We start from the raw sequence: 21,935 nt of genomic DNA, 5'->3' as shown, positions 1-21,935 counted from the left end.
AATTTAATGATATTGATAATCATTATCATTAATATACATCGAAGGAGTTTGGCATCTATGAAGAAATCCATTTTATTTATATTATTGAGTCTTGTCTTAGTGTTAACAGCATGTGGCAAAGGTTCAGACAATAAAAACAATGATTCAAAAAAGAACACTGCTAGTGATACAGTAAAAATTGAAAATAATTATAATTTACGTGGTGAGAAAAAAGATGGTAGTGACGCTAAAAAAATTAGCAATACTGTAGACGTACCAAAAAATCCTAAAAAAGCCATCGTTTTTGATTACGGAGCAGTGGATGTGTTAAAAGCATTTGGCGTTGAATCTCAAATTGTAGGTTTACCTAAAGGCGAGCAAAATAAAGCATTACCTAAATTCTTAGATGAATTTAAAGATGATAAATATGTTAATACTGGTAATTTAATGCAAATTAACTTTGATAAAGTAGCAGCAGCTAAACCGGATGTTATCTACATTTCTGGTAGAACCGCTACTCAAAAGAATTTAGACGAGCTTAAAAAAGCAGCACCAGATGCTAAAATCGTTTATGTAGGTTCAAGCGAGAAAAATTATCTTAAAGACATGAAACAGGTTACAACTAATTTAGGAAAAATTTATGATAAAGAAGATAAAGCAAAAGCTTTAAATGAAGAATTAGATAAAAAAATAGCTGATACAAAAGCGAAAACTGAAAAAGTAAATGAAAAAACAATGTATCTATTAGTTAATGAAGGTGAATTATCAACATTTGGTCCAGGTGGAAGATTTGGAGATTTAGTATTTGATACTTTAGGATTCAAACCTGCTGACGATAATGTTAAAGCAAGTCCACATGGTCAAAATATCAACAATGAATACATTACTTCTAAAAATCCAGGCATTATTTTAGCAATGGACAGAGGACAAGTAGTAAGCGGTAAATCAACTGCTAAACAAACACTTGCGAATGATGTCATTAAAGATGTAAAAGCAATTAAAGCTGGTAATGTTTTCGAATTAGACCCTAAATTATGGTACTTCAGTGCTGGATCAACATCTACAACTATAAAACAAATCGATGAATTAAATAAAGTATTAGACAAAGTTAAACAATAATTATCAAAAGGCTCAATAGTGCTAAGAATTTAGCGCTATTGAGCCTTATTGTCATAATTCAAAATATAAATGATAATGGAATTTGCAACGTGTATTAAAATGAGCGTTACAATTTGGACAAACCTCAGTCATCATATAATTATGTATGGACAGTTCATGTTTACATACGCCACACATAATGGCCTTGGTGTGAAATTCTTTTTCCGGCCATCGTTTGATGTCATGAGATTCATGTTCGTTATGACATTGGTAGCAAGGATAATATTTATCGCAACACTTAAATTTAATGGCTACGACATCTAAGAATGTATGATAGTGCACACAACGTGTTTCATCATCTACAAGTGAACCGTAAACATTGGGCATCATACATCGTCTCCTTACTTTAAAAAATAAATTATTCTTCTGGATGTTCGCCGATGATTCTTACTTCTCGGTGAAGTTCAACATCAAATTTTTCTTTTACAACGTTTTGAACATGATGGATTAAGTCTTCGTAATCCGTAGCAGTACCATTATCCACGTTAACCATAAAGCCAGCATGTTTTTTTGATACTTCTACGCCACCAATACGATAACCTTGTAAATCTGAGTCTTGGATTAATTTTCCAGCGAAGTGACCAGGAGGTCTTTGGAATACACTACCACAAGAAGGGTATTCTAGTGGCTGTTTAGTTTCTCTTCGTTCAGTTAAATCATCCATAGTAGCTTGAATTTCATCTAAGTTACCAGGAGCTAAACTAAATGCGGCTTCAAGAACGACAAGGTGTTTCTTTTGAACGATACTATTACGATAATCTAATTCTAATTCTTGATTAGTAAGTTGTAATAAATCGCCATCTTCATTCACACATAAAGCGTAATCAATACAATCTTTCACTTCGCCACCGTAAGCGCCTGCGTTCATATAAACAGCGCCACCAACTGAACCAGGAATGCCACAAGCAAATTCCAATCCAGTTAGCACGTGGTCTCTTGCAGCACGTGACACATCAATAATAGCCGCACCACTGCCAGCAATAATCACATTGTCTGAAACATTAATATGATCAAGTGATAATAAACTAATCACTATTCCGCGAATGCCGCCTTCACGAATAATGATATTAGAACCATTTCCTAAATAAGTTACAGGGATATCTTTATCTTGAGCATAACGCACAATTGCCTGAACATGCTCATTTTTAGTAGGGGATAAATAGAAATCAGCATTACCGCCAGTTTCAGTATATGTATAACGTTTTAAAGGTTCATCGACTTTAATAATTTCTTCAGGTATTAAGGATTTTAAATCTTTTAAGATGTCATCTTTGTTTAACATAAGTACATCCTTTCTTCTCTTCTGTACTATAATCTATTCCTTATTATAGCAACTTTAAATCTTATTTGTTAATTGAGAGGTAACTAATTAATGACATATTATGTCACATATTCTCATTTTAAATTACGTTTGGATAAGAATTTATAATTTTTTGTATAAACTTTCAAAGTATTTTTGTTTTTGATTTTCATAAGTTCTTATATGATTGACATGTTCAATTATAGTTTTCTTTTTTTCTGAAAATTGAAGTGCCAAGTCCTGGTTTGAAGCAAGCGCCTCATCTACAGCTAAATATTGTTCAAACAAAGGCGTGTTCATCTGTACGATATGAAGGCGTATCGTTTGTTTTAAATCAATCATATTATTGAAGTGAGCCATCATTACTTTTTTCTTATATGGGTGATGCAAACGATAAAATCCTACGTAATTCAATCGTTTTTCATCTAAAGAGGTAATGTCATGTAAGTTATTAACGCCGACTAAAATATCTAGTATAGGTTCAGTAGCATAATTAAAATGCTTTGTTCCACCAATATGTTGGGTAAACTGAACTGGAGAATCTAATAAATCAAAAAGTAATTTTTTAGTATCCTGATATAAAGTTTCATAGTGGTGTTTAGATGGATTGTCGACGAAAGGTTGGACAGTTGAATACATGTGAATCTCCTTCAAATGATTAATTATTTTACAAATTCTGAAATACTATAACATAAATAATTTTCAATATAAATAGCTTTAGGTATAATACGTGATGATAGGAGTGCAGATATGAAAAAAATAGCAATTCTTTCGATAATAATAATATGTGGATTAGTTCTATCGTCATGCGGAACGCAACGTAACGCGGATTTAAAAAGCTTTGCGCGTCATTTAGACAAAGTCGAAGAAAAGAAACAAGACGTTGAGACGGTTATGGATAAAATTCATTTAACAAAACTTAACGAATTGAGTAAAACAGATACTACCGATAAAAATAAACAAGAATTTAAAGTTTTACAAAAAGACATTAATAATCATTTAATGCCTGCATTTAAAAAATACGACAAAGAAGCTAAGCAGTTACCAGCTAAAACTTCTGAAATTAAAGATTTAAAGCAGAAATATTTAAATAATGTTAGTCGAGAAAGAAAAGAGATTAATGAGATAAAAACATTTGTTGATTTATGTAATCAGTCGATTAAATCAAATGAGAATATATTAGATTATACGAAATCATTTGAAACGAATCGTTCTCAGGTAGAAACAGCGATTCAAAAATCAAGTAATCAAGATGATGCCAATCAATTAACTACTAAAATTGAATATAATAATAAACAATTACAACAAACAGCACAAAAATATTTAGAAAATGGTAAGTTTGATTCAAAACAAGCTATTGAAACACATATTAAGCCATTAATTGAAAAACAAATTACCGATCTTAATCGAACTAATATTACAGATTCTAATGTTAATGAGGCGCGTAAAAATGCTATTGAAATGTACTACAATCTATTAAATTATTATGATACGCGTGAAAAGACAATTGAAATTGAGAAAAAACTTTCTAAAATTGATGTCGAAAAGTTGCCAAAAACGGGTAAAGAATTAAACAAAGGTGATAATGATTTTGAGAAAGCGTTCAAGCGTATAAAAGAGAACTAACATTGGAAAATATGCGAATTTAAACGTTATTATGTGCTATAATCAATAAAATCTTATATTAAAAATTAAAATTTTTGGTTAACATTAGAGAATGAAATGTGTATAATTGTACCCATTGAGTAGTTTATAATGATTATAAATAGTAGAAATATGGGCATAAATAATTTTAGAGGTGAATAGAATGGCTATAAAGCTGAGTTCGATTGACCAGTTTGAACAAGTACTAGAAGACAATAAATATGTATTTGTATTAAAACATAGTGATACTTGTCCAATCTCAGCAGATGCATTTGATCAATTTAATAAATTTTTATATGAAAGAGACATGGATGGCTATTATTTAGTCGTTCAAGAGGAAAGAAAGCTCTCTGATTATATTGCTGACAAAACGAATGTAAAACATGAATCACCCCAAGCATTCTACTTTGTAGAAGGGGAAGCTACATGGAATGCAAGTCATAGTGACATCAATGTATCTTCGTTAGCTCAAGCTGAAGAATAATATAAATTAAATACAAAGTCTGGGATTTTATTCCTAGAAAAGTAGCCAGTAAATGATTTTTATAATTTCATTTACTGGCTTATTTATTTATAATTTTTCATTTTATGACTAGGAGGGTCGCCGTCTCTAAAGTAGTTCTTAGATAGATGTTTACTCGTTTAAGTTATTGCGCTTTCCTGTGGGAAAGGCTCAAGCCTGTAGTCTTGTAAAGAAATTCTTAGATGAACATTTACTCATTCTGTTGTGATGCTTGCCTAGGGTACAGTTTCAGCCAGAAATTCCTCACAAATAAATTTGTGGGAATTTCTACGGTCTTCAACTTGTACTGTTCCCTCAGGCGTCACACAACGTCATTCGTAGTTCATCTCTAGAATTTCTTACCTAAGTGCTATGCACTTGGGTTCATTAATAATCAACATAGGAGTCTCCACAACTACACTTCGCAATCTACCTTAGAACTACTTACGTAAGTGTGTGCAGATTACTGTGTCTTCAGTCCTCATATAACCCCAGTTCGTAGTTCATTAGCATGTATTCTAACAATTAGTTTTGTTTCATTAGTAAAAGTGAAGGTAACCCATGTATAATGTGAAAGTGAAGTTAAAATAATAAAGTATGTATTATTTTCAAGATAATAGGAAAAGTGGCAAGAGGTGATTAAAGGATGAAAGTATTAGTAGCCATGGACGAGTTCAATGGTATTATTTCAAGTTATCAAGCGAACCGCTATGTAGAAGAAGCAGTAGCAAGTCAAATTGAAAAAGCTGACGTTGTCCAAGTCCCATTATTTAATGGACGCCACGAATTAATGGATTCTGTATTCTTGTGGCAATCTGGGACGAAATATAGAGTAAATGTACATGACGCAGATATGAACGAAGTTGAAGCGGTGTATGGTCAAACGGAAGACGGTTTAACAGTCATCGAAGGCAATTTATTCTTAAAAGGTCATCAACCTATTGAACAACGTTCAAGTTTTGGTTTAGGAGAAGTCATTCTCGATGCGTTAAAAAACGGTGCTGACAATATTGTTATTTCTCTTGGTGGCATTGATAGCTTTGATGGCGGCGTTGGTATGTTACAAGCTTTAGGCGGTAAATTTTACGATGATGAAAACAATCTGCTAGATGCCCGTGAAGGCGCACGTATTATTAAATTTATTCGTCATATTGATTTATCAGGAATAGCTACTGAATTTAGTGATGCTAAAATTCAAGTTATGTCAGATTTCTCAAGTAAACTATATGGTAAAAATAGTGAAATTATGAAGACATTTGATGCGCACCACATCAGTTTTGATAAAGCTAAAGAGTTAGATAACTTAATTTGGTATTTTAGTGAAATTGTTAAAAATGAATTACGTGTAGCTTTAGGTCCTATTGAACGTGGAGGTGCCGGCGGTGGTATCGCAGCTGTATTAAGTGGACTGTATGGAGCGGATATTTTAACTAGTCACGAATTGGTAGATCAAATTACACATTTAGACGATTTAATTTCGCAAGCGGATTTGATTATTTTTGGTGAAGGTTTAAAAGAAGAAGATAATCTTTTAGAAACAACCACTTTAAGAATCGCAGAGTTAACAGAGAAACATCATAAACCTGCCATTGCCATTTGTGCAACAGATGATAAATTTGATGTTTTTGATAAACATAATGTTACAGCTATGTTTAATACATTTATTGAAATGCCTGAAAGTTACACTGATTTTAAAATGGGCATCCAAATTAGACACTACACAGTTCAAGCATTACGACTATTAAAAACGTCGTTAGATAAATTGTAATTTTATAAATACAACAAATAAGGCAAACCTGAAGCGTCTGGGTTGAAATACCCACGTCGACTTAGGTTTGCCTTTTAATTTATTTACAATATCTTATTCTTGGTGTTTAGTAACTTCTTGAGCGATACCAATAATCACTTGTACAGCTTTTTCCATAACATCAATAGATGCATACTCGAAAGGACCGTGGAAATTGCCACAACCAGTGAAGATATTAGGTGTTGGAAGTCCCATAAATGAAAGTTGTGAACCATCAGTACCACCGCGAATCGGTTCAGTATTAGGTTCGATATTTAAATCTGCGAACACTTTTTTAGGAATATCAATAATATATGGGTGTGGTTGAATTTTTTCAGCCATATTATAATATTGATCTTCAATGTCCACTTTTACTGGGAAATCTTCATAATGTGTATTAATATCATCGCGAATTTCTAGAAGTTTCTTCTTACGTAATTCAAACGCTTCTCTGTCGTGATCGCGAATGATATATTGAAGCGTTGCTTTTTCAACATTACCTTCAAATTTCATTAAATGATAGAAACCTTCATAACCTTCTGTACGTTCAGGCACTTCACTAGCCGGTAATAAACTATGGAATTGGTGACCTAATGAAAGGGCATTAACCATAATATTTTTAGCAGAACCAGGGTGAACATTCACGCCGTGTGTTGTAATTTTAGCTTCAGCAGCATTGAAACTTTCAAATTGAAGTTCACCAAATTCACTGCCATCCATTGTATAAGCGAAGTCGGCATTAAAGCGTTCGACATCAAATTTATGCGGACCACGGCCGATTTCTTCGTCTGGCGTAAATGCGATGCGGATGCGTCCATGTTTTACTTCTGGATGTTCGTTTAAATATTTTACGGCTTCCATAATTTCCACAACGCCAGCTTTATCGTCGGCACCTAACAATGATGTACCATCCGTAATCATTAATGTATGACCTTTAAGTTTTTTTAATTCAGGAAAAGTTTCTTGGCTTAGCACGCGATTTGTATTACCTAATTGAATAGGTTTACCATCGTAAGACTCAACGATTTGAGGGTTTACGTTAGTAGCATTAAAATCTGGTGATGTATCCACGTGAGCTAAGAAACCTACTGTTGGCACATCTTCTTCAATATTACTTTCTAATGTAGCAAATAAATAACCGTTGTCATCCATATCAGTAGATAAACCGAATGCTTCAAGCTCTTGTTCTAATAAGCGTAATAAATCCCATTGCTTATCTGTAGAAGGTGTTGTTTCTGAATCTGGATTAGACTGTGTATCGATTTTTACATAACGTGATAATCTGTCTATAATTTGTTCTTTCATAGCTAGACATCCCCTTAGACTCTATTATTCATATCGTAAATTTTCTTGTATGTTTTACCTTTGATTTTATCATAATACTGTTTTATACGGGTGTAAATGTAATAGAGAATCTCTGCTACTAATATACCAAAAGCAATTGAACCTGAAATAAGTGTTACTTCTAAAAATGTATTAACTGCGTGTGTATAATCATTAGAAACTAAGAAACGTGTTGCTTCATATGCTGTTCCTCCAGGTACTAGTGGAATAATTCCTGGCACGATAAAGATAATCACAGGACGTTTGTAGCGGCGACTCATGACGTGACTTAGTAAGCCTAATATTAAACTACCAAGGAAAGAAGCGCCTACTTTTCCTAAATCCATATCTACAGTGAATTGATAAATTGTCCAGGCTACGGCACCTACGAAACCACAGGCAAGTAGTAATCTCTTAGGCGCATTGAAAATGATGGAGAAAAGCACTGTAGAAATGAAACTAATTGTAAAATGAAACAAATAAAATAACATTTATTAACAGCCTTTCTTATAAAATTAATAGAACGATGGCCACTCCGGCACCAATTGCAAATGATGTAAGGGCCGCTTCAACACCACGAGACATACCGGCAAGTAGTTCTCCTGCCATTAAATCTCGAATAGCGTTACAAATTAAAATACCAGGAACTAATGGCATAACACTCGAGATGGTGATGATATTCTGGTTAGTAGCTATTCCTAATTTAGTAAACGAAGCAGCGATAGTAATTACTACAACTGAAGCTACAAATTCTGAAAAGAACTTAATCTGTATAAAACGTTGCATTAAACTGAAAGTTAAAAAGGCAGCACCACCTGCGAGCGCAGCAATCCAACAATCAGAAGCTACACCGCCAAACATGAATAAGAAGAAGCCACATGCAATAGCAGCAGCAAAAAAGTTTAATAAGAATGAATATTGTAGTGAAGCCTTACTTAAATGAATAAGTTCCGATTTAGCTTCATCAATAGTTAATTCATTTCTTGAGATTTTTCGTGAGAGGCTATTTGTAAGCGCAATTTTCTCTAAATCTGTCGTACGTTCTCTAATACGAATCAAACGTGTACTCGTTCGATCATTAAGTGAAAAAATAATAGCTGTAGACGTTACGAAGCTATATGTATCATTTAAACCATAACTATGCGCGATACGATTCATAGTATCTTCTACACGATAGGTTTCAGCGCCAGCTTCTAGGAGAATTCTTCCAGCTATTAACACGACATCAATCACTTTATTTTCATCGATAATAGTGATTGAATCTGACATAAACGGCACCTCCGTAAAATTAGTTAAATTCATTTTATTTATTAGGACAATTTGAAGTGTACAACTTGAAGATATAACTTGCAATAGCTCCGAGTTTAATCACACACTTTCTTAAACGATTAGTTACAATTGACATGAAAACGTCATTCTTTTTTTGAAAAAATTTAAATAAAAACTGCCAATTACTATTTAACCTAATCGACTGAAATACAGCGATTTCGTAAATAGCATATTGACAGTCAATATCATCCTTATAACTTAATAATAGGATTGAACATTACTTGATTACGACCTTCATTCTTAGCCACATGGACCATATCATCGGCATCTTTAAATACTTTACGTTGAGATTTGTGATCTTCTTGAGATAAATAGCCTACACCAATAGATACAGAAAGTTTGATGACTTCTCTATTAGGTAAATGGAACGATGATTTTTCTACGCCTGTACGAATATTTTCAGCTAATTTAACACTTTGATCTAATGAATAATCGCGAATTACTACTGAAAATTCTTCGCCACCATTTCGGAAAATTTTAAACTGTCTTGGTACATAATTTTTCAATAACTGTGACATTTGTTTTAAGACAGCGTCACCTGATTTGTGTGAATAAGTGTCATTCACATCTTTAAATCCATCAATATCAATAAGTAGTAGGGCAAGACTTTCATTATTATCTTCCGCTAACTGTGAGATTTTATTTAAATGTCTATCAAACTCTTTAACGTTTCCTAATCCTGTAAGGTAGTCATATTTGTCTTCATTTTCATAGCGTGTAACTAAAGAGAAGAAATGCCAAATATCAACAAATGTGATAGCAGAGGCAATTGTTAAGACAAATGAAATAGGAATTAATACGCCTACTTCTATTAAATCGTATAAAGGACTAAAGATAGATAAAATAAATAAAATGATGACACTAATTAAGTTTAAGATAATCAGAGAAACAATATCGTTTTGTTTTAAAAATGGTCCTACCATACTTGAAATAAGTCCGATAACAATTAAAACGACGCCATATAAAATAGAATTTCCAAAGGTGAAGACATCGACTAGAGCAATGATGATTGCTGCGATGAGTGTATAACCTATATTGGTATAGCGTCCAAGAAATAGTAACGGAACAAATGTTAAATGAATTAAATATTCATGATGGAATGGGATAGGGTAGGCGGCTAGTAATAAAGCTACTAGCGTCATTAAGACAGTGACATAGCCTTTTGAGAAGACCATGATTTTATTTTCGGAGTATTGTAACCGATGAAAAAGATAAATACCCGCAACCATGACCGCAATATTATAAATGATTGCTTCAATCATATGGAAATCGACTCCTTTAATTTAACCATTAGTTATTGTAAGTGAAAACTTACCATTTGTCATTAAGAAGTAGCTTATATTGTTAGAAAATAATTGTATTAAATGGTCTTTCGTGTTCAAACACTAGATGAAATGGTATGATAGAAAAAATAACTTATCTTTACAAAAAATTTACATTACTCGTATTTAAAGTAAAAACTTTTCAAAATAAAGTATAATATTTATGACTAAACTACTGAGAATGAGGCTATTTTATAGATAATGGCATCATTTTTTAAGTGAAAAGTGACGAGATATTTCCTACTATAGTCCAATATAAAAAGAAGACATATACCGTTTAAAATAATGTAGATAAGAAAAATGCAAATGCGAAAAATTTAGAGGAATTTAATGAAGGTGAACTGATGTATACTTTACTACTCATTGCTGTAACAATGGTCATCAGTCTGATACTCACACCTATCATAATTAAGGTTTCAACTAGGTTTGGCTTAGTTGATAAACCTAATTATAGGAAAGTACATACGAAGCCTGTGTCCGTGCTAGGAGGCACCGTCATTTTACTTTCTTTTCTTATTGGAATATGGCTAGGCCATCCAATTGAAAGAGAAGTAAAGCCTTTAGTCATAGGGGCAATTGTGATGTACTTAGTAGGTTTAATTGATGATATTTATGATTTGAAACCGATACTCAAGTTAATTGGCCAAATAATTGCGGCGTCGATTGTGGCGGTTTATGGGATTACAATAGATTTTATTTCTTTTCCGATGGGACCGACGATTCATTTTGGTATTTTAAGCATTCCAATTACGATTATTTGGATTGTAGCAATTACTAATGCGATAAATTTAATAGATGGACTTGATGGTTTAGCTTCTGGTGTATCAGCCATTGGCTTAATTACAATTGCGTTTATTGCTATTTTACAAGCAAATATTTTTATTATTATGATATGTAGCGTATTAATAGGGTCATTATTAGGATTCTTATGTTTCAATTTCCATCCTGCCAAGATTTTCTTAGGGGATAGTGGCGCTTTAATGATAGGGTTTATTATAGGCTTTTTATCATTACTCGGCTTTAAAAACATTACGTTTATTTCATTATTCTTCCCAATCGTTATTCTTGCAGTACCATTTATTGATACGTTATTCGCTATGATTCGAAGAATGCGAAATGGCCAACATATCATGCAAGCGGATAAATCACATTTACACCATAAACTTCTAGCATTAGGCTATTCTCATCGTCAAACAGTGTTACTCATTTATTCAATTGCGATCATGTTTAGCTTATCTAGTATCATTCTGTATTTATCTCAACCACTCGGTGTACTACTAATGTTCGTTCTCATTCTTATTACGATAGAACTCATTGTAGAATTCACAGGATTGATAGATGATAATTATAAGCCAATTATTAATTTTATTTCTAAGAAAAATGAGCACCACCACGCTCACGACACGACAGATAAAAAATAAAACCTTGTATAAGCCAATTAAGCTCTAATAGCTCAACTTATACAAGGTTTTTTAATATTTAAAATGCCATTATCCTAATTCGTAGGGATGTCAAATGGCAATTTTTTAGTTTCTTCTTCATGTAAATCATAATTACCTGCTGTATTACGATTCAGAAATTCTATAAATTCATCGTACTCCGTTTGCACGACATCTATGTGGTAACTCACTTTGTCTGTGTAAGTCTTGTCTCTTAATAAATAAGATGTCGAAGCAAGTTCGTATTCAAATTTCCCGGTTAAATCATAACTAATCGTTACAATAGTAGGAATAGCATCTCGTAATTCAACGCGGCCTATATCGTAAATGACATCTCTCACTGCGCCACTGTATGCACGAATAAGGCCACCACCGCCTAATTTAATACCGCCAAAGTAACGGGTCACTACTACGCATGCATTATGAACTTCAAGTTTCTTCAAAATTTCTAACATAGGCACACCAGCAGTTCCACTTGGTTCACCATCGTCATTTGCTTTTTGAATATTCATTTGATCGCCAACTGTATAGGCGGAACAATTGTGTGTCGCTTCTTTATGGGTTTGTTTCACTTCATTAATAAACGCTTTCGCTTCATCCTCGGAAGACACAGGTTTAATATGGGCAATAAAGCGTGATTTATTGATTACATTTTCAATTGTATGTTCTTGTTTAACCGTTATAACATGGTCACTCAATCGTCACACCTCCATCTATCATTAATCATATGACTTTTATTATACACTCAAATTTTAGAATGGATAAATATCTGATTATGAATTTCTTTTTTAATAGTAATCACTTATAATAGTCATGAGTATAATTGAGGAGGACTATTATGAAAATTGCAGTAATGGCAGATTCTACAGCGTATCTACCACAAGATGTGATTAATCAATATCAGATACCAATTGCACCATTAAGTGTTGCATTTGATGATGGAGAGACTTTTACTGAAAATGAACATGTTTCAATGCCACGTTTTTATGAAAAAATGGCCTCATCTAAAACTATTCCAACTACAAGTCAACCTGCTATTGGCGAATGGATTCAAAACTATGAACAACTAAAAGATAAAGGCTATACAGATATTATTGTTATCAATCTATCGAGTGGTATCAGCGGAAGTTATCAATCAGCAACTCAAGCAGGCGAAATGGTTGAAGACGTCAATGTACATACCTTTGACACTAGATTAGCTGCAATGATTGAAGGTAGCTACGTCATATATGCTTTACAATTAGTTGAACAAGGTCATACACCTGAAGAGATTATTGAAGCATTAACAGAAGCCCGTGAACAAACAGGCGCATTCTTATTTGTAGATGATTTAAAGAATTTACAAAAGAGTGGACGTATTACTGGCGCACAAGCATGGGTAGGAACTTTATTGAAGATGAAACCAGTACTTTATTTTAAAGAAGACGGTAAAATCCATCCTTACGAAAAAGTTCGTACAAGAAAACGTGCCTTAAATGCGTTAGAAGAAAATATCTTCAAGAGAATTGAGAATATGGAAGAAGTCACAGTGTTTGTCATTAACGGCGATAAAACAGACGAAGGTCATAATTATTTAAAACACTTAAAAGAAACATATCCTAACGTTAATATTCAATACTCCGAATTCGGTCCAGTGATAGCATCACACTTAGGATCTGGCGGATTAGGATTAGGTTACTTCCCTAAAAAAATCGAAATTAATTAAGATTTGAAGTCTAAAGATAAGCAAGGAGAGAAAGATTACTCTCACTTATCTTTAGGCTTTTTTTATTTTTTGAAAAGGTCGTGATGAACTATAAAACAATATGGAAAATTAATATTCTCACATGTAGCATTAAGCGATGAACAAGTGAAATTAACTACACTAGGAGTTATCGAAACGAAAACGGGGCATCGTTGTATGCAATGTGGCAACGAAGATAAAACTTATTTCTGTCAGTACACGTCAGTCATTTTACAAAAAGAAATTATTTACTGTAGACGTTGTATCCAATTAGGAAGAATGGACAATATAACAGATTACAGAATAACTGAAAGTGTGGGTCAAGTCTCAGAAGGCTATTATGATTTACCGTTCCAACTTTCCGAGCAACAAAGCTATGCTTCAACACAAATTATTGAAGCCATTAACCAGCGTGAGGATTTATTGTTATATGCGGTCACAGGCGCTGGTAAGACAGAAATGATGTTTGAAGGTATCAGTAGGGCACGCAAATTAGGTTTGAATGTCGCGGTCATTTCGCCACGAGTCGATGTGGTGATTGAGATTAGTAAACGAATTAAAGAAGCATTTACTGACGAAGACATTGATGTGTTGCACCAATCTAGTCATCAACAATTTAATGCACACTTTATCATTGCAACTGTGCATCAACTCTTTCGCTTTAAAAGTCATTTCGACGTCATCTTCATTGATGAAGTCGATGCCTTTCCACTATCTATGGACCCTCAATTACAAGGTGCGATAGCGCTTGCCTCTAAATCAAAGCATAGCCACATATTTATGACGGCCACGCCTCCTAAATCTTTATTACGTCAAATCCAAGCAGATCACATTATAAAATTGCCTGCACGCTTTCACAGACATCCATTACCCGAACCAATATTTAGTTATTTCAAATTAAAGCCTACCCGTGCGCAATATAAACTGAAAGCTTTACTATTAAAGCAGGTGAATGCGCAACGATTTACTTTAGTCTTCTTCAATAATATTGAACTGATGCTTAAAGCGTATGACTGTTATCATTATTTCTTCCCAGATTTAATATGTGTCTCGAGTGAAGACGCGTTACGTTTTGATAAAGTCGAAGCATTGCGCCGAGGTGAACATACAATCGTATTTACTACCACTATTTTAGAAAGAGGATTTACGATGGCTCAATTAGATGTCATTGTGGTTAGCGCCGATACTTTTGAAAAGGCAGCCCTAGTACAAATAGCGGGAAGAGTAGGGCGGAAACAAGAGGCACCTACAGGCACAGTAATATTTCTTCATGAAGGAGTAAGTCTAGCAATGATTCAAGCTAAACGTGATATCAAACAGATGAATAAATTAGGCATAGCGAGAGGTTGGATTAATGCATAGATGTATTCAATGTTTACAACCTATTCGTGAAACCTTGACTGTTTTTAATTTCTATCGACCACGTGAACAATTCTGTCATTCCTGTCAACAACAGTGGGAAGCAGTTGCGCTAGATTCAAAGGTTGATCGTTGTCCTAGATGTTTAAATAAGCAAACAACAGACAGTGACGTATGCCTAGATTGCCAATTTTTAGAAAAAACGTTTACTTTAATGTCTCAATTATATTGTGACTATCAATACACAGGCGTTATGAAAGAAGTGATTCATAATTATAAATTTATGCGAGACTACTATTTAGCAAAAGTGCTAGCGTCGAAACTTAAACTCCCTAAAACGTCTTATGATATGATTGTCCCCATACCATCTCCATATGAACGCGATGCCGAACGTACATTTAACCCTGTTACTACCGTATTAGATGAAATGGGTGTGACTTATACGAATTTAATAAAAACGCAATTGCGGCCTAAGCAATCTCGATTAGGGAAGATAGCCCGTGCTAAAGCTTCTAATCCTTTTTTTATTGATAGTGAGATTGATTTAACTGGGAAAGTCATTTTACTTGTCGATGATATTTATACTACTGGTTTAACGGTACATCATGCTGGAGAATTATTATGTGACAAAAGTGTCAGAAAATTCAAAGTGTTTGCGTTTTCAAGATGAGGTAAACGTGGTATTATAATAGTAAGCATTACCAATACAAGAGGTTAAAGGAGAGATAGCTATGATTAGATTTGAAATTCATGGAGATAACCTCACTATTACAGATGCCATTCGCAACTATATTGAGGACAAAATTGGTAAACTTGAACGTTATTTTAATGATGTGCCTAATGCAGTAGCACACGTAAAAGTAAAAACGTATCAAAATTCAACAACTAAAATTGAAGTTACAATTCCATTAAAAAACGTAACATTAAGAGCGGAAGAACGACATGATGACTTATATGCTGGTATTGACTTAGTAACTGGCAAATTAGAACGTCAAGTTCGTAAATATAAAACACGTGTCAACCGTAAACATAAAACGCGCGGGGAACAAGACGCGTTTGTGACTGAAGTACCTGAAACACCATCAATTCAAGCTGAAGAAGTGGATAATAACCAAGATAATGATAATGAAATTGAAATTATCCGTTCTAAACAATTTAGCTTAAAACCAATGGACTCTGAAGAAGCGGTCTTACAAATGGACTTATTAGGTCATGATTTCTATATCTTTACAGATCGTGAAACAGAAGGCACAAGCATTGTTTACAAACGTAAAGATGGTAAATACGGATTGATTGAAACAACAGAATAATCACTTTATTATAAGTGAGTTTTAAAGTTGAGGGCGTCCATATTCTATGGGCGCTCTCAGACTGTAGATAAACCCTTTCACTCTTTGTCACCTTATGTGTAACTTGCTTATTTACGTATCGTAAACTCTCTTCGTTACACATTTCGTTTCCTCGATTGGCAAGGGTTTTCTTTCAGTCTTAATATATTTATTTACTAAAGGACTAACTCAGAGCGTCCATATTCTATGGGCGCTCTTTAATGTTTAATCATAGCGCTATTCGTGGACGCTCTTAACATGCTATGCTAATGTAGTGAGTAATGAGTTATTAATATTGAAAAGAAATTAGATACAAATATTTAGTAGGGATAGTTAAAGTAATCTATAATAGTTGTACACAATTAAGCATGGTGTTTATATGAGTATATAAGTATAAATTTGAAAGTATAAATGATATGATAAATTGTTGTAGGCCAAACAGTTTTTAAGCTAAAGGAGCGGAAGTAATGGGATTTTTATCAAAAATTGTTGACGGCAATAAAAAAGAAACAAAACGTTTAGGAAAAATAGCTGATGAAGTACTCGCATTAGAGGAAGATATGGCTATTTTAACTGATGATGAAATCAAAGCTAAAACAAAACAATTTCAAGAAGAAGTACAAAAAATTGAAGATGTAAAAAAACAAAATGATTATTTAGATAAAATTTTACCGCAAGCTTATGCACTCGTACGTGAAGGTGCAAAGCGTGTGTTTAATATGACACCATATAAAGTTCAAGTTATGGGTGGTATCGCTATCCATAAAGGCGATATTGCTGAAATGAGAACAGGGGAAGGTAAAACATTAACAGCGACAATGCCAACATATTTAAACGCATTAGCTGGTCGTGGTGTTCACGTTATTACAGTCAATGAATACTTATCTAGTGTTCAAAGTGAAGAAATGGCTGAACTATACGAATTCTTAGGATTAACAGTTGGTTTAAACTTAAATAGCAAATCAACAACTGAAAAACGCGAAGCATATGCGCAAGATATTACGTATAGCACAAATAATGAACTAGGGTTCGATTATTTAAGAGATAACATGGTGAACTACGCAGAAGAACGTGTTATGAGACCATTACACTTTGCTATCATCGATGAGGTCGACTCTATTTTAATTGATGAAGCAAGAACACCGTTAATTATTTCAGGTGAAGCTGAGAAATCAACATCACTTTATACTCAAGCTAACGTTTTCGCTAAAATGTTAAAAATTGAAGATGACTATAAATATGATGAAAAAACGAAAGCAGTACACTTAACAGAACAAGGTGCTGATAAAGCAGAACGTATGTTTAAAATTGATAACTTATACGATGTGCAAAACGTTGAAATCATCAGTCATATCAATACAGCATTAAAAGCGCATGTTACTTTACAACGTGACGTGGACTACATGGTAGTCGATGGAGAAGTATTAATTGTTGACCAATTTACAGGTCGTACAATGCCTGGTCGTCGTTTCTCTGAAGGTTTACACCAAGCGATTGAAGCAAAAGAAGGCGTAAAAATTCAAAACGAATCTAAAACAATGGCCTCTATTACTTTCCAAAACTACTTCCGTATGTACAATAAATTAGCTGGTATGACAGGTACAGCGAAAACGGAAGAAGAAGAGTTCCGAAATATTTACAATATGACAGTAACGCAAATTCCTACTAATAAACCTGTTCAACGTGAAGATAAATCAGACTTAATTTATATTAGTCAAAAAGGTAAATTCGATGCCGTTGTCGAAGATGTTGTTGAAAAACATAAAAAAGGACAACCTGTGTTATTAGGTACAGTAGCAGTTGAAACAAGTGAATATATTTCAAACCTATTGAAAAAACGCGGTATTCGTCATGATGTATTAAACGCTAAAAACCATGAACGTGAAGCAGAAATCGTAGCAAAAGCTGGTCAAAAAGGTGCCGTTACGATTGCGACTAACATGGCCGGTCGTGGTACCGACATTAAATTAGGTGAAGGCGTTGAAGAAATCGGTGGTCTTGCTGTTATCGGTACAGAACGCCATGAATCACGTCGTATTGATGATCAGTTACGTGGTCGTTCTGGTCGTCAAGGTGATAAAGGGGACAGCCGTTTCTACTTATCGCTACAAGATGAATTAATGGTACGTTTCGGTTCAGAAAGACTTCAAAAAATGATGAACCGTTTAGGTATGGATGATTCAACACCAATTGAATCTAAAATGGTGTCACGTGCTGTAGAATCAGCGCAAAAACGTGTTGAAGGTAACAACTTCGATGCTCGTAAACGTATCCTTGAATACGATGAAGTATTACGTAAACAACGTGAAATTATTTATAACGAACGTAATAATATTATCGATACGGAAAATAGTTCTGACTTAGTAATGGCAATGTTACGTTCAACATTACAACGTGCTGTGAATTATCACATCAATGAAGAAGACGATAATCCAGATTACGCCCCATTCATTAACTATGTTAATGACGTATTCTTACAAGAAGGCGACTTAACTGAAGATGAAATCAAAGGTAAAGATTCAGAAGATATCTTTGATGTTGTATGGACTAAGATTGAAAAAGCTTATGAAAGTCAAAAAGAAAAAATTGGCGATCAAATGCCAGAATTTGAACGTATGATTTTATTACGTTCAATTGATACGCATTGGACTGACCATATCGATACTATGGATCAATTGCGTCAAGGTATTCACTTACGTTCATATGCACAACAAAATCCGCTTCGTGATTATCAAAATGAAGGTCATGAACTGTTCGATATGATGATGCAAAATATCGAAGAAGATACATCTAAGTTCATTCTTAAATCAGTCATTCAAGTTGATGATGATATCGAACGTGAAAAAACAACTGACTTTGGTAACGCACAACATGTGTCTGCTGAAGACGGTAAAGAAAAAGCGAAAAAACAACCTGTTGTTAAAGGTGAAAAGATTGGTCGTAATGACCCTTGTCCATGTGGTAGTGGCAAGAAATACAAAAACTGTCACGGTAAAGACGAATAAGGTGACTTATGGTGAAGAAAACGGGAGATGTGAAGGTGTTCACACTCCTGTTTTTTATATAGTGGCAAGGTATAGTTTTACTTCAACATAAGGCCTCATGACAGGGCTTAAATATCTTACCAGAGTAAATCGAAATGGCCTTTTCCAAAAGAAATGACAAGTGTGAGAAGTATCATGTATGATTAAGAAATGTATAGTAATGATTAATAGGAGAGATATGCATGGAATTATCTGAAATTAAACGTAATATTGATGATTATAGTAATGATTTAGATCAAATTAGGGGGTCTCTTTGACTTAGAGAATAAGGAGACGAATATTCAAGAGTATGAGGAAATGATGACGGAGCCCGATTTCTGGGATGATCAGAATAAGGCGCAAGAGATTATTGATAAGAATAATGCGTTGAAGTCTGTGGTGAATGGTTATCATGATTTGAATAATGAAGTTGAGGACATGACTGCGACTTGGGAATTGTTGCAAGAGGAATTTGATGAGGATATGAAGGATGACTTGGAGCAAGAGGTTGTTGGTTTCAAGGAGAAGGTCGATCAATTCGAGTTGCAATTGTTATTAGATGGTCCTCATGATGCGAATAATGCGATTCTTGAATTGCATCCTGGTGCAGGCGGTACGGAGTCTCAAGACTGGGCGAGCATGTTACTGCGTATGTATCAGCGTTATGGTGAGCAACAAGGTTTCAAAGTTGAAACGGTAGACTATTTACCGGGTGATGAAGCGGGCGTTAAGAGCGTCACGTTATTAATCAAAGGTCATAATGCTTACGGTTATTTAAAAGCTGAAAAGGGTGTACACCGTTTAGTCAGAATTTCACCATTTGATTCATCAGGTCGACGTCATACATCATTTGCTTCATGTGATGTCATTCCAGAATTTAATAATGATGAAATTGAGATTGAAATTAATCCGGATGATATTACGGTGGATACGTTTAGAGCGTCTGGTGCTGGTGGTCAGCACATTAACAAAACGGAATCTGCCATTCGAATTACCCACCATCCAACAGGTATCGTTGTAAATAACCAAAATGAGCGTTCACAAATTAAGAACCGTGAAGCGGCGATGAAGATGTTGAAAGCCAAATTGTATCAATTGAAATTCGAAGAGCAAGAACGTGAAATGGCTGAAATTCGTGGTGAGCAAAAAGAGATTGGCTGGGGAAGTCAAATTCGCTCGTATGTCTTCCATCCATATTCAATGGTGAAAGATCATCGTACTAATGAAGAAACTGGTAAAGTGGATGCAGTGATGGATGGCGAAATCCAACCATTTATTGAAGCTTACTTAAGACAGTCAATGAATAATAATGAAGAATAATGTGGTGAGTAGATTTTTATTGAATTAATTTGAAAATGAATGCTTTATGTGTAATTAGCAAAGATATTTATTACTAAGATAGGCGTTTTTAATTAAATATGAAGTGTTATTTAACCTTTATATTACAACGGTTTAACATTACACTTTTCCCAAAAAATTTGTGCTACAGTATTGATGAACAAGAATACATTACTACAAAGGAATGACAACATGAGAAAAAAATCATTGACTGTAACACTAACATCTATCGCAGCGTTTGCTGGTATTAATGGCTTAGCTAGTGCACAACAAACACACGTTGTTGAAGACACAACATCAGTAGAAACATTAGCGCATCAATTTGCTACGACTGCTAGTGAAATTCAATCATTAAATAATATTCAATCAAGCGAAGTTCAACAAGGGACATCTTTAGTAGTACCAGACAAAGATGTCGTTGAAGTAAAAGCTGGAGATACGTTAAATAAAATTGCTAAAGCACACCACATTTCTTTAGACGAAGTATACGCATTAAACCCTGGTTTAACATCACTTATTCACCCAGGTGATTTAATCGCTATTACTGAAAAAGGTGCTGCAAGTTTAGACAATGTTTCTGTTGATTATGCTCAACTTTATGCAGCTTCAACAACTTCTTCTAAAGAGCAAGCAATTAATACTACACAATTAGCTAGTTCATATAGCCATGGTTATACAGGAAGCAGTGCAGTAGCGCATAGACAAACGACTTATAACTATGGTGCAAGTGGTTATGAAGCGCCATCTAGATATACAACTAGCTACAACTATAATGTTGGAGTAACAAGTGCACCTGTAGCTTCAAACTATAGTCATAGTGCAGTAAATAGCCAAGGTAATCGTTATTACTATGGTAACTGTACATACTATGCGTTCGACCGTCGTCAACAATTAGGTCGTTCAGTAGGAAGTTTCTGGGGTAACGCTAGTAACTGGGCTAATTCAGCTAGAAATGCTGGTTTAGCAGTGGATAACAGACCAGAAGTTGGAGCTGTATTCCAAACTAGTGCTGGTTACTACGGTCATGTAGGTGTAGTTGAACGTGTAAATAGTGATGGTTCAGTTTATGTATCTGAAATGAACTGGAATGGTAACTTTAATAACGTGACAAACCGTACTATTAAAAATACTTCAGGTTATAATTTTATTCACTAATATATGAATTGTCGCTATCCTTAGGATGTCATATTCAATATGAATTCTGTCCTAACTTAGCTGTCAAAGCTCAATGCTTATGTAATTTAGCATAGGTATTGAGCTTTTTATTTTTTATTAATAATCTAATTACAATACATTTCTATGTAAATAGTATATATTGAATAATAAAAAAGATGAAATGATTGTTTTAGAGTGAAGCAGAATCAATGTAAAGAGTAATTTTT

Annotated in this window: 20 protein-coding genes; 12 read left to right on the top strand and 8 right to left on the bottom strand. The window is 34.1% G+C overall.

Annotated features, from left to right (window positions below):
* The first annotated feature begins 57 nt into the window (after positions 1-57).
* A complete protein-coding gene (locus tag CD127_RS03400; RefSeq protein WP_103365779.1) occupies positions 58-1,098 on the top strand; it encodes a ferrated catecholamine ABC transporter substrate-binding lipoprotein SstD in 1,041 nt (346 codons plus the stop codon).
* A gap of 51 nt (positions 1,099-1,149) precedes the next feature.
* On the opposite strand, the gene CD127_RS03395 is transcribed toward CD127_RS03400, so the two are convergent.
* From CD127_RS03395 to CD127_RS03385, 3 genes are all read right to left on the bottom strand, one after another.
* Positions 1,150-1,464, bottom strand: coding sequence for a CHY zinc finger protein (locus CD127_RS03395; RefSeq protein WP_103365780.1), 315 nt, complete (start codon positions 1,462-1,464; stop codon positions 1,150-1,152).
* 31 nt (positions 1,465-1,495) lie between these two features.
* On the bottom strand, positions 1,496-2,419 hold the full coding sequence (murB, locus tag CD127_RS03390; protein ID WP_103365778.1) for a UDP-N-acetylmuramate dehydrogenase: 924 nt from the start codon (positions 2,417-2,419) through the stop codon (positions 1,496-1,498).
* Between the two features lie 141 nt (positions 2,420-2,560).
* Complete coding sequence (locus tag CD127_RS03385; protein ID WP_103365777.1) at positions 2,561-3,076, bottom strand: GrpB family protein; 516 nt, start codon at positions 3,074-3,076, stop codon at positions 2,561-2,563.
* A gap of 111 nt (positions 3,077-3,187) precedes the next feature.
* Here CD127_RS03385 and CD127_RS03380 point away from each other — a divergent pair, with 111 nt between their 5' ends.
* The 3 genes from CD127_RS03380 (at position 3,188) to CD127_RS03370 (ending at position 6,351) form a co-directional block, all read left to right on the top strand.
* Complete coding sequence (locus tag CD127_RS03380) at positions 3,188-4,063, top strand: EMYY motif lipoprotein (RefSeq protein WP_103365776.1); 876 nt, start codon at positions 3,188-3,190, stop codon at positions 4,061-4,063.
* Between the two features lie 181 nt (positions 4,064-4,244).
* Positions 4,245-4,565: a bacillithiol system redox-active protein YtxJ gene (ytxJ, locus tag CD127_RS03375; protein WP_103365775.1), complete on the top strand. Its 321-nt coding sequence runs from the start codon at positions 4,245-4,247 to the stop codon at positions 4,563-4,565.
* Positions 4,566-5,229: 664 nt separating this feature from the next.
* Positions 5,230-6,351, top strand: a complete 1,122-nt coding sequence (locus tag CD127_RS03370) for a glycerate kinase (protein WP_103365774.1) — start codon at positions 5,230-5,232, stop codon at positions 6,349-6,351.
* A 93-nt stretch (positions 6,352-6,444) separates the two neighbouring features.
* On the opposite strand, the gene pepT is transcribed toward CD127_RS03370, so the two are convergent.
* The 4 genes from pepT to gdpS form a co-directional block, all read right to left on the bottom strand.
* Complete coding sequence (gene pepT / locus CD127_RS03365; protein ID WP_103365773.1) at positions 6,445-7,674, bottom strand: peptidase T; 1,230 nt, start codon at positions 7,672-7,674, stop codon at positions 6,445-6,447.
* 14 nt (positions 7,675-7,688) lie between these two features.
* A complete protein-coding gene (locus CD127_RS03360; protein WP_103298779.1) occupies positions 7,689-8,183 on the bottom strand; it encodes a threonine/serine exporter family protein in 495 nt (164 codons plus the stop codon).
* A 16-nt stretch (positions 8,184-8,199) separates the two neighbouring features.
* Entirely contained in the window at positions 8,200-8,961 is a 762-nt protein-coding gene (locus tag CD127_RS03355; protein WP_103298780.1) for a threonine/serine exporter family protein, read from the bottom strand.
* A 251-nt stretch (positions 8,962-9,212) separates the two neighbouring features.
* Entirely contained in the window at positions 9,213-10,283 is a 1,071-nt protein-coding gene (gene gdpS, locus CD127_RS03350) for a GGDEF domain-containing protein GdpS (protein WP_103298781.1), read from the bottom strand.
* Positions 10,284-10,687: 404 nt separating this feature from the next.
* Between gdpS and CD127_RS03345 the strand changes: the two genes are divergently transcribed.
* Positions 10,688-11,764 (top strand): glycosyltransferase family 4 protein, encoded by a 1,077-nt coding sequence (locus CD127_RS03345; RefSeq protein ID WP_103365772.1) that lies wholly within the window; start codon positions 10,688-10,690, stop codon positions 11,762-11,764.
* A gap of 74 nt (positions 11,765-11,838) precedes the next feature.
* On the opposite strand, the gene CD127_RS03340 is transcribed toward CD127_RS03345, so the two are convergent.
* A complete protein-coding gene (locus CD127_RS03340; protein ID WP_103365771.1) occupies positions 11,839-12,480 on the bottom strand; it encodes a YigZ family protein in 642 nt (213 codons plus the stop codon).
* Positions 12,481-12,620: 140 nt separating this feature from the next.
* Here CD127_RS03340 and fakB1 point away from each other — a divergent pair, with 140 nt between their 5' ends.
* From fakB1 to CD127_RS03305, 7 genes are all read left to right on the top strand, one after another.
* Positions 12,621-13,487, top strand: a complete 867-nt coding sequence (gene fakB1 / locus CD127_RS03335; protein WP_103365770.1) for a fatty acid kinase binding subunit FakB1 — start codon at positions 12,621-12,623, stop codon at positions 13,485-13,487.
* A 144-nt stretch (positions 13,488-13,631) separates the two neighbouring features.
* On the top strand, positions 13,632-14,867 hold the full coding sequence (locus CD127_RS03330) for a DEAD/DEAH box helicase family protein (protein WP_235851313.1): 1,236 nt from the start codon (positions 13,632-13,634) through the stop codon (positions 14,865-14,867).
* Positions 14,860-15,534, top strand: coding sequence for a ComF family protein (locus CD127_RS03325; protein WP_103365768.1), 675 nt, complete (start codon positions 14,860-14,862; stop codon positions 15,532-15,534). Before CD127_RS03330 ends, CD127_RS03325 begins: the two co-directional genes overlap by 8 nt.
* A 61-nt stretch (positions 15,535-15,595) precedes the next feature.
* Positions 15,596-16,174 carry a ribosome hibernation-promoting factor, HPF/YfiA family gene (gene hpf, locus CD127_RS03320; RefSeq protein ID WP_103365767.1) on the top strand — a complete coding sequence of 193 codons (579 nt, stop codon included), beginning with the start codon at positions 15,596-15,598 and terminating at the stop codon, positions 16,172-16,174.
* Between the two features lie 485 nt (positions 16,175-16,659).
* Positions 16,660-19,197 carry a preprotein translocase subunit SecA gene (secA, locus tag CD127_RS03315; RefSeq protein ID WP_103298330.1) on the top strand — a complete coding sequence of 846 codons (2,538 nt, stop codon included), beginning with the start codon at positions 16,660-16,662 and terminating at the stop codon, positions 19,195-19,197.
* A 221-nt stretch (positions 19,198-19,418) separates the two neighbouring features.
* Positions 19,419-20,535 (top strand): peptide chain release factor 2 gene (gene prfB / locus CD127_RS03310; RefSeq protein WP_103365766.1). Its coding sequence is split into 2 segments (ribosomal slippage): positions 19,419-19,490 and positions 19,492-20,535, totalling 1,116 coding nucleotides; the frame shifts between segments, so codons are not numbered across the junction.
* 210 nt (positions 20,536-20,745) lie between these two features.
* A complete protein-coding gene (locus CD127_RS03305) occupies positions 20,746-21,708 on the top strand; it encodes a COG3942 and LysM peptidoglycan-binding domain-containing protein (protein ID WP_103365765.1) in 963 nt (320 codons plus the stop codon).
* Positions 21,709-21,935: the final 227 nt, after the last annotated feature.

It is taken from the genome of Staphylococcus petrasii (genome assembly GCF_002902565.1).
Classification (GTDB): Bacteria; Bacillota; Bacilli; order Staphylococcales; family Staphylococcaceae; genus Staphylococcus; species Staphylococcus petrasii.
The sequence above is the reverse complement of the archived record's forward strand: the minus strand, read 5'-3'. Positions and strand labels throughout refer to the sequence as shown.

Excerpts from the sequence above, each read along its gene's own strand:
- CD127_RS03400 (WP_103365779.1), top strand. The coding sequence starts at position 58 with ATGAAGAAATCCATTTTATTTATATTATTGAGTCTTGTCTTAGTGTTA.
- CD127_RS03395 (WP_103365780.1), bottom strand. The coding sequence starts at position 1,464 with ATGCCCAATGTTTACGGTTCACTTGTAGATGATGAAACACGTTGTGTG.
- murB (WP_103365778.1), bottom strand. The coding sequence starts at position 2,419 with ATGTTAAACAAAGATGACATCTTAAAAGATTTAAAATCCTTAATACCT.
- CD127_RS03385 (WP_103365777.1), bottom strand. The coding sequence starts at position 3,076 with ATGTATTCAACTGTCCAACCTTTCGTCGACAATCCATCTAAACACCAC.
- CD127_RS03380 (WP_103365776.1), top strand. The coding sequence starts at position 3,188 with ATGAAAAAAATAGCAATTCTTTCGATAATAATAATATGTGGATTAGTT.
- ytxJ (WP_103365775.1), top strand. The coding sequence starts at position 4,245 with ATGGCTATAAAGCTGAGTTCGATTGACCAGTTTGAACAAGTACTAGAA.
- CD127_RS03370 (WP_103365774.1), top strand. The coding sequence starts at position 5,230 with ATGAAAGTATTAGTAGCCATGGACGAGTTCAATGGTATTATTTCAAGT.
- pepT (WP_103365773.1), bottom strand. The coding sequence starts at position 7,674 with ATGAAAGAACAAATTATAGACAGATTATCACGTTATGTAAAAATCGAT.
- CD127_RS03360 (WP_103298779.1), bottom strand. The coding sequence starts at position 8,183 with ATGTTATTTTATTTGTTTCATTTTACAATTAGTTTCATTTCTACAGTG.
- CD127_RS03355 (WP_103298780.1), bottom strand. The coding sequence starts at position 8,961 with ATGTCAGATTCAATCACTATTATCGATGAAAATAAAGTGATTGATGTC.
- gdpS (WP_103298781.1), bottom strand. The coding sequence starts at position 10,283 with ATGATTGAAGCAATCATTTATAATATTGCGGTCATGGTTGCGGGTATT.
- CD127_RS03345 (WP_103365772.1), top strand. The coding sequence starts at position 10,688 with ATGTATACTTTACTACTCATTGCTGTAACAATGGTCATCAGTCTGATA.
- fakB1 (WP_103365770.1), top strand. The coding sequence starts at position 12,621 with ATGAAAATTGCAGTAATGGCAGATTCTACAGCGTATCTACCACAAGAT.
- CD127_RS03325 (WP_103365768.1), top strand. The coding sequence starts at position 14,860 with ATGCATAGATGTATTCAATGTTTACAACCTATTCGTGAAACCTTGACT.
- hpf (WP_103365767.1), top strand. The coding sequence starts at position 15,596 with ATGATTAGATTTGAAATTCATGGAGATAACCTCACTATTACAGATGCC.
- secA (WP_103298330.1), top strand. The coding sequence starts at position 16,660 with ATGGGATTTTTATCAAAAATTGTTGACGGCAATAAAAAAGAAACAAAA.
- CD127_RS03305 (WP_103365765.1), top strand. The coding sequence starts at position 20,746 with ATGAGAAAAAAATCATTGACTGTAACACTAACATCTATCGCAGCGTTT.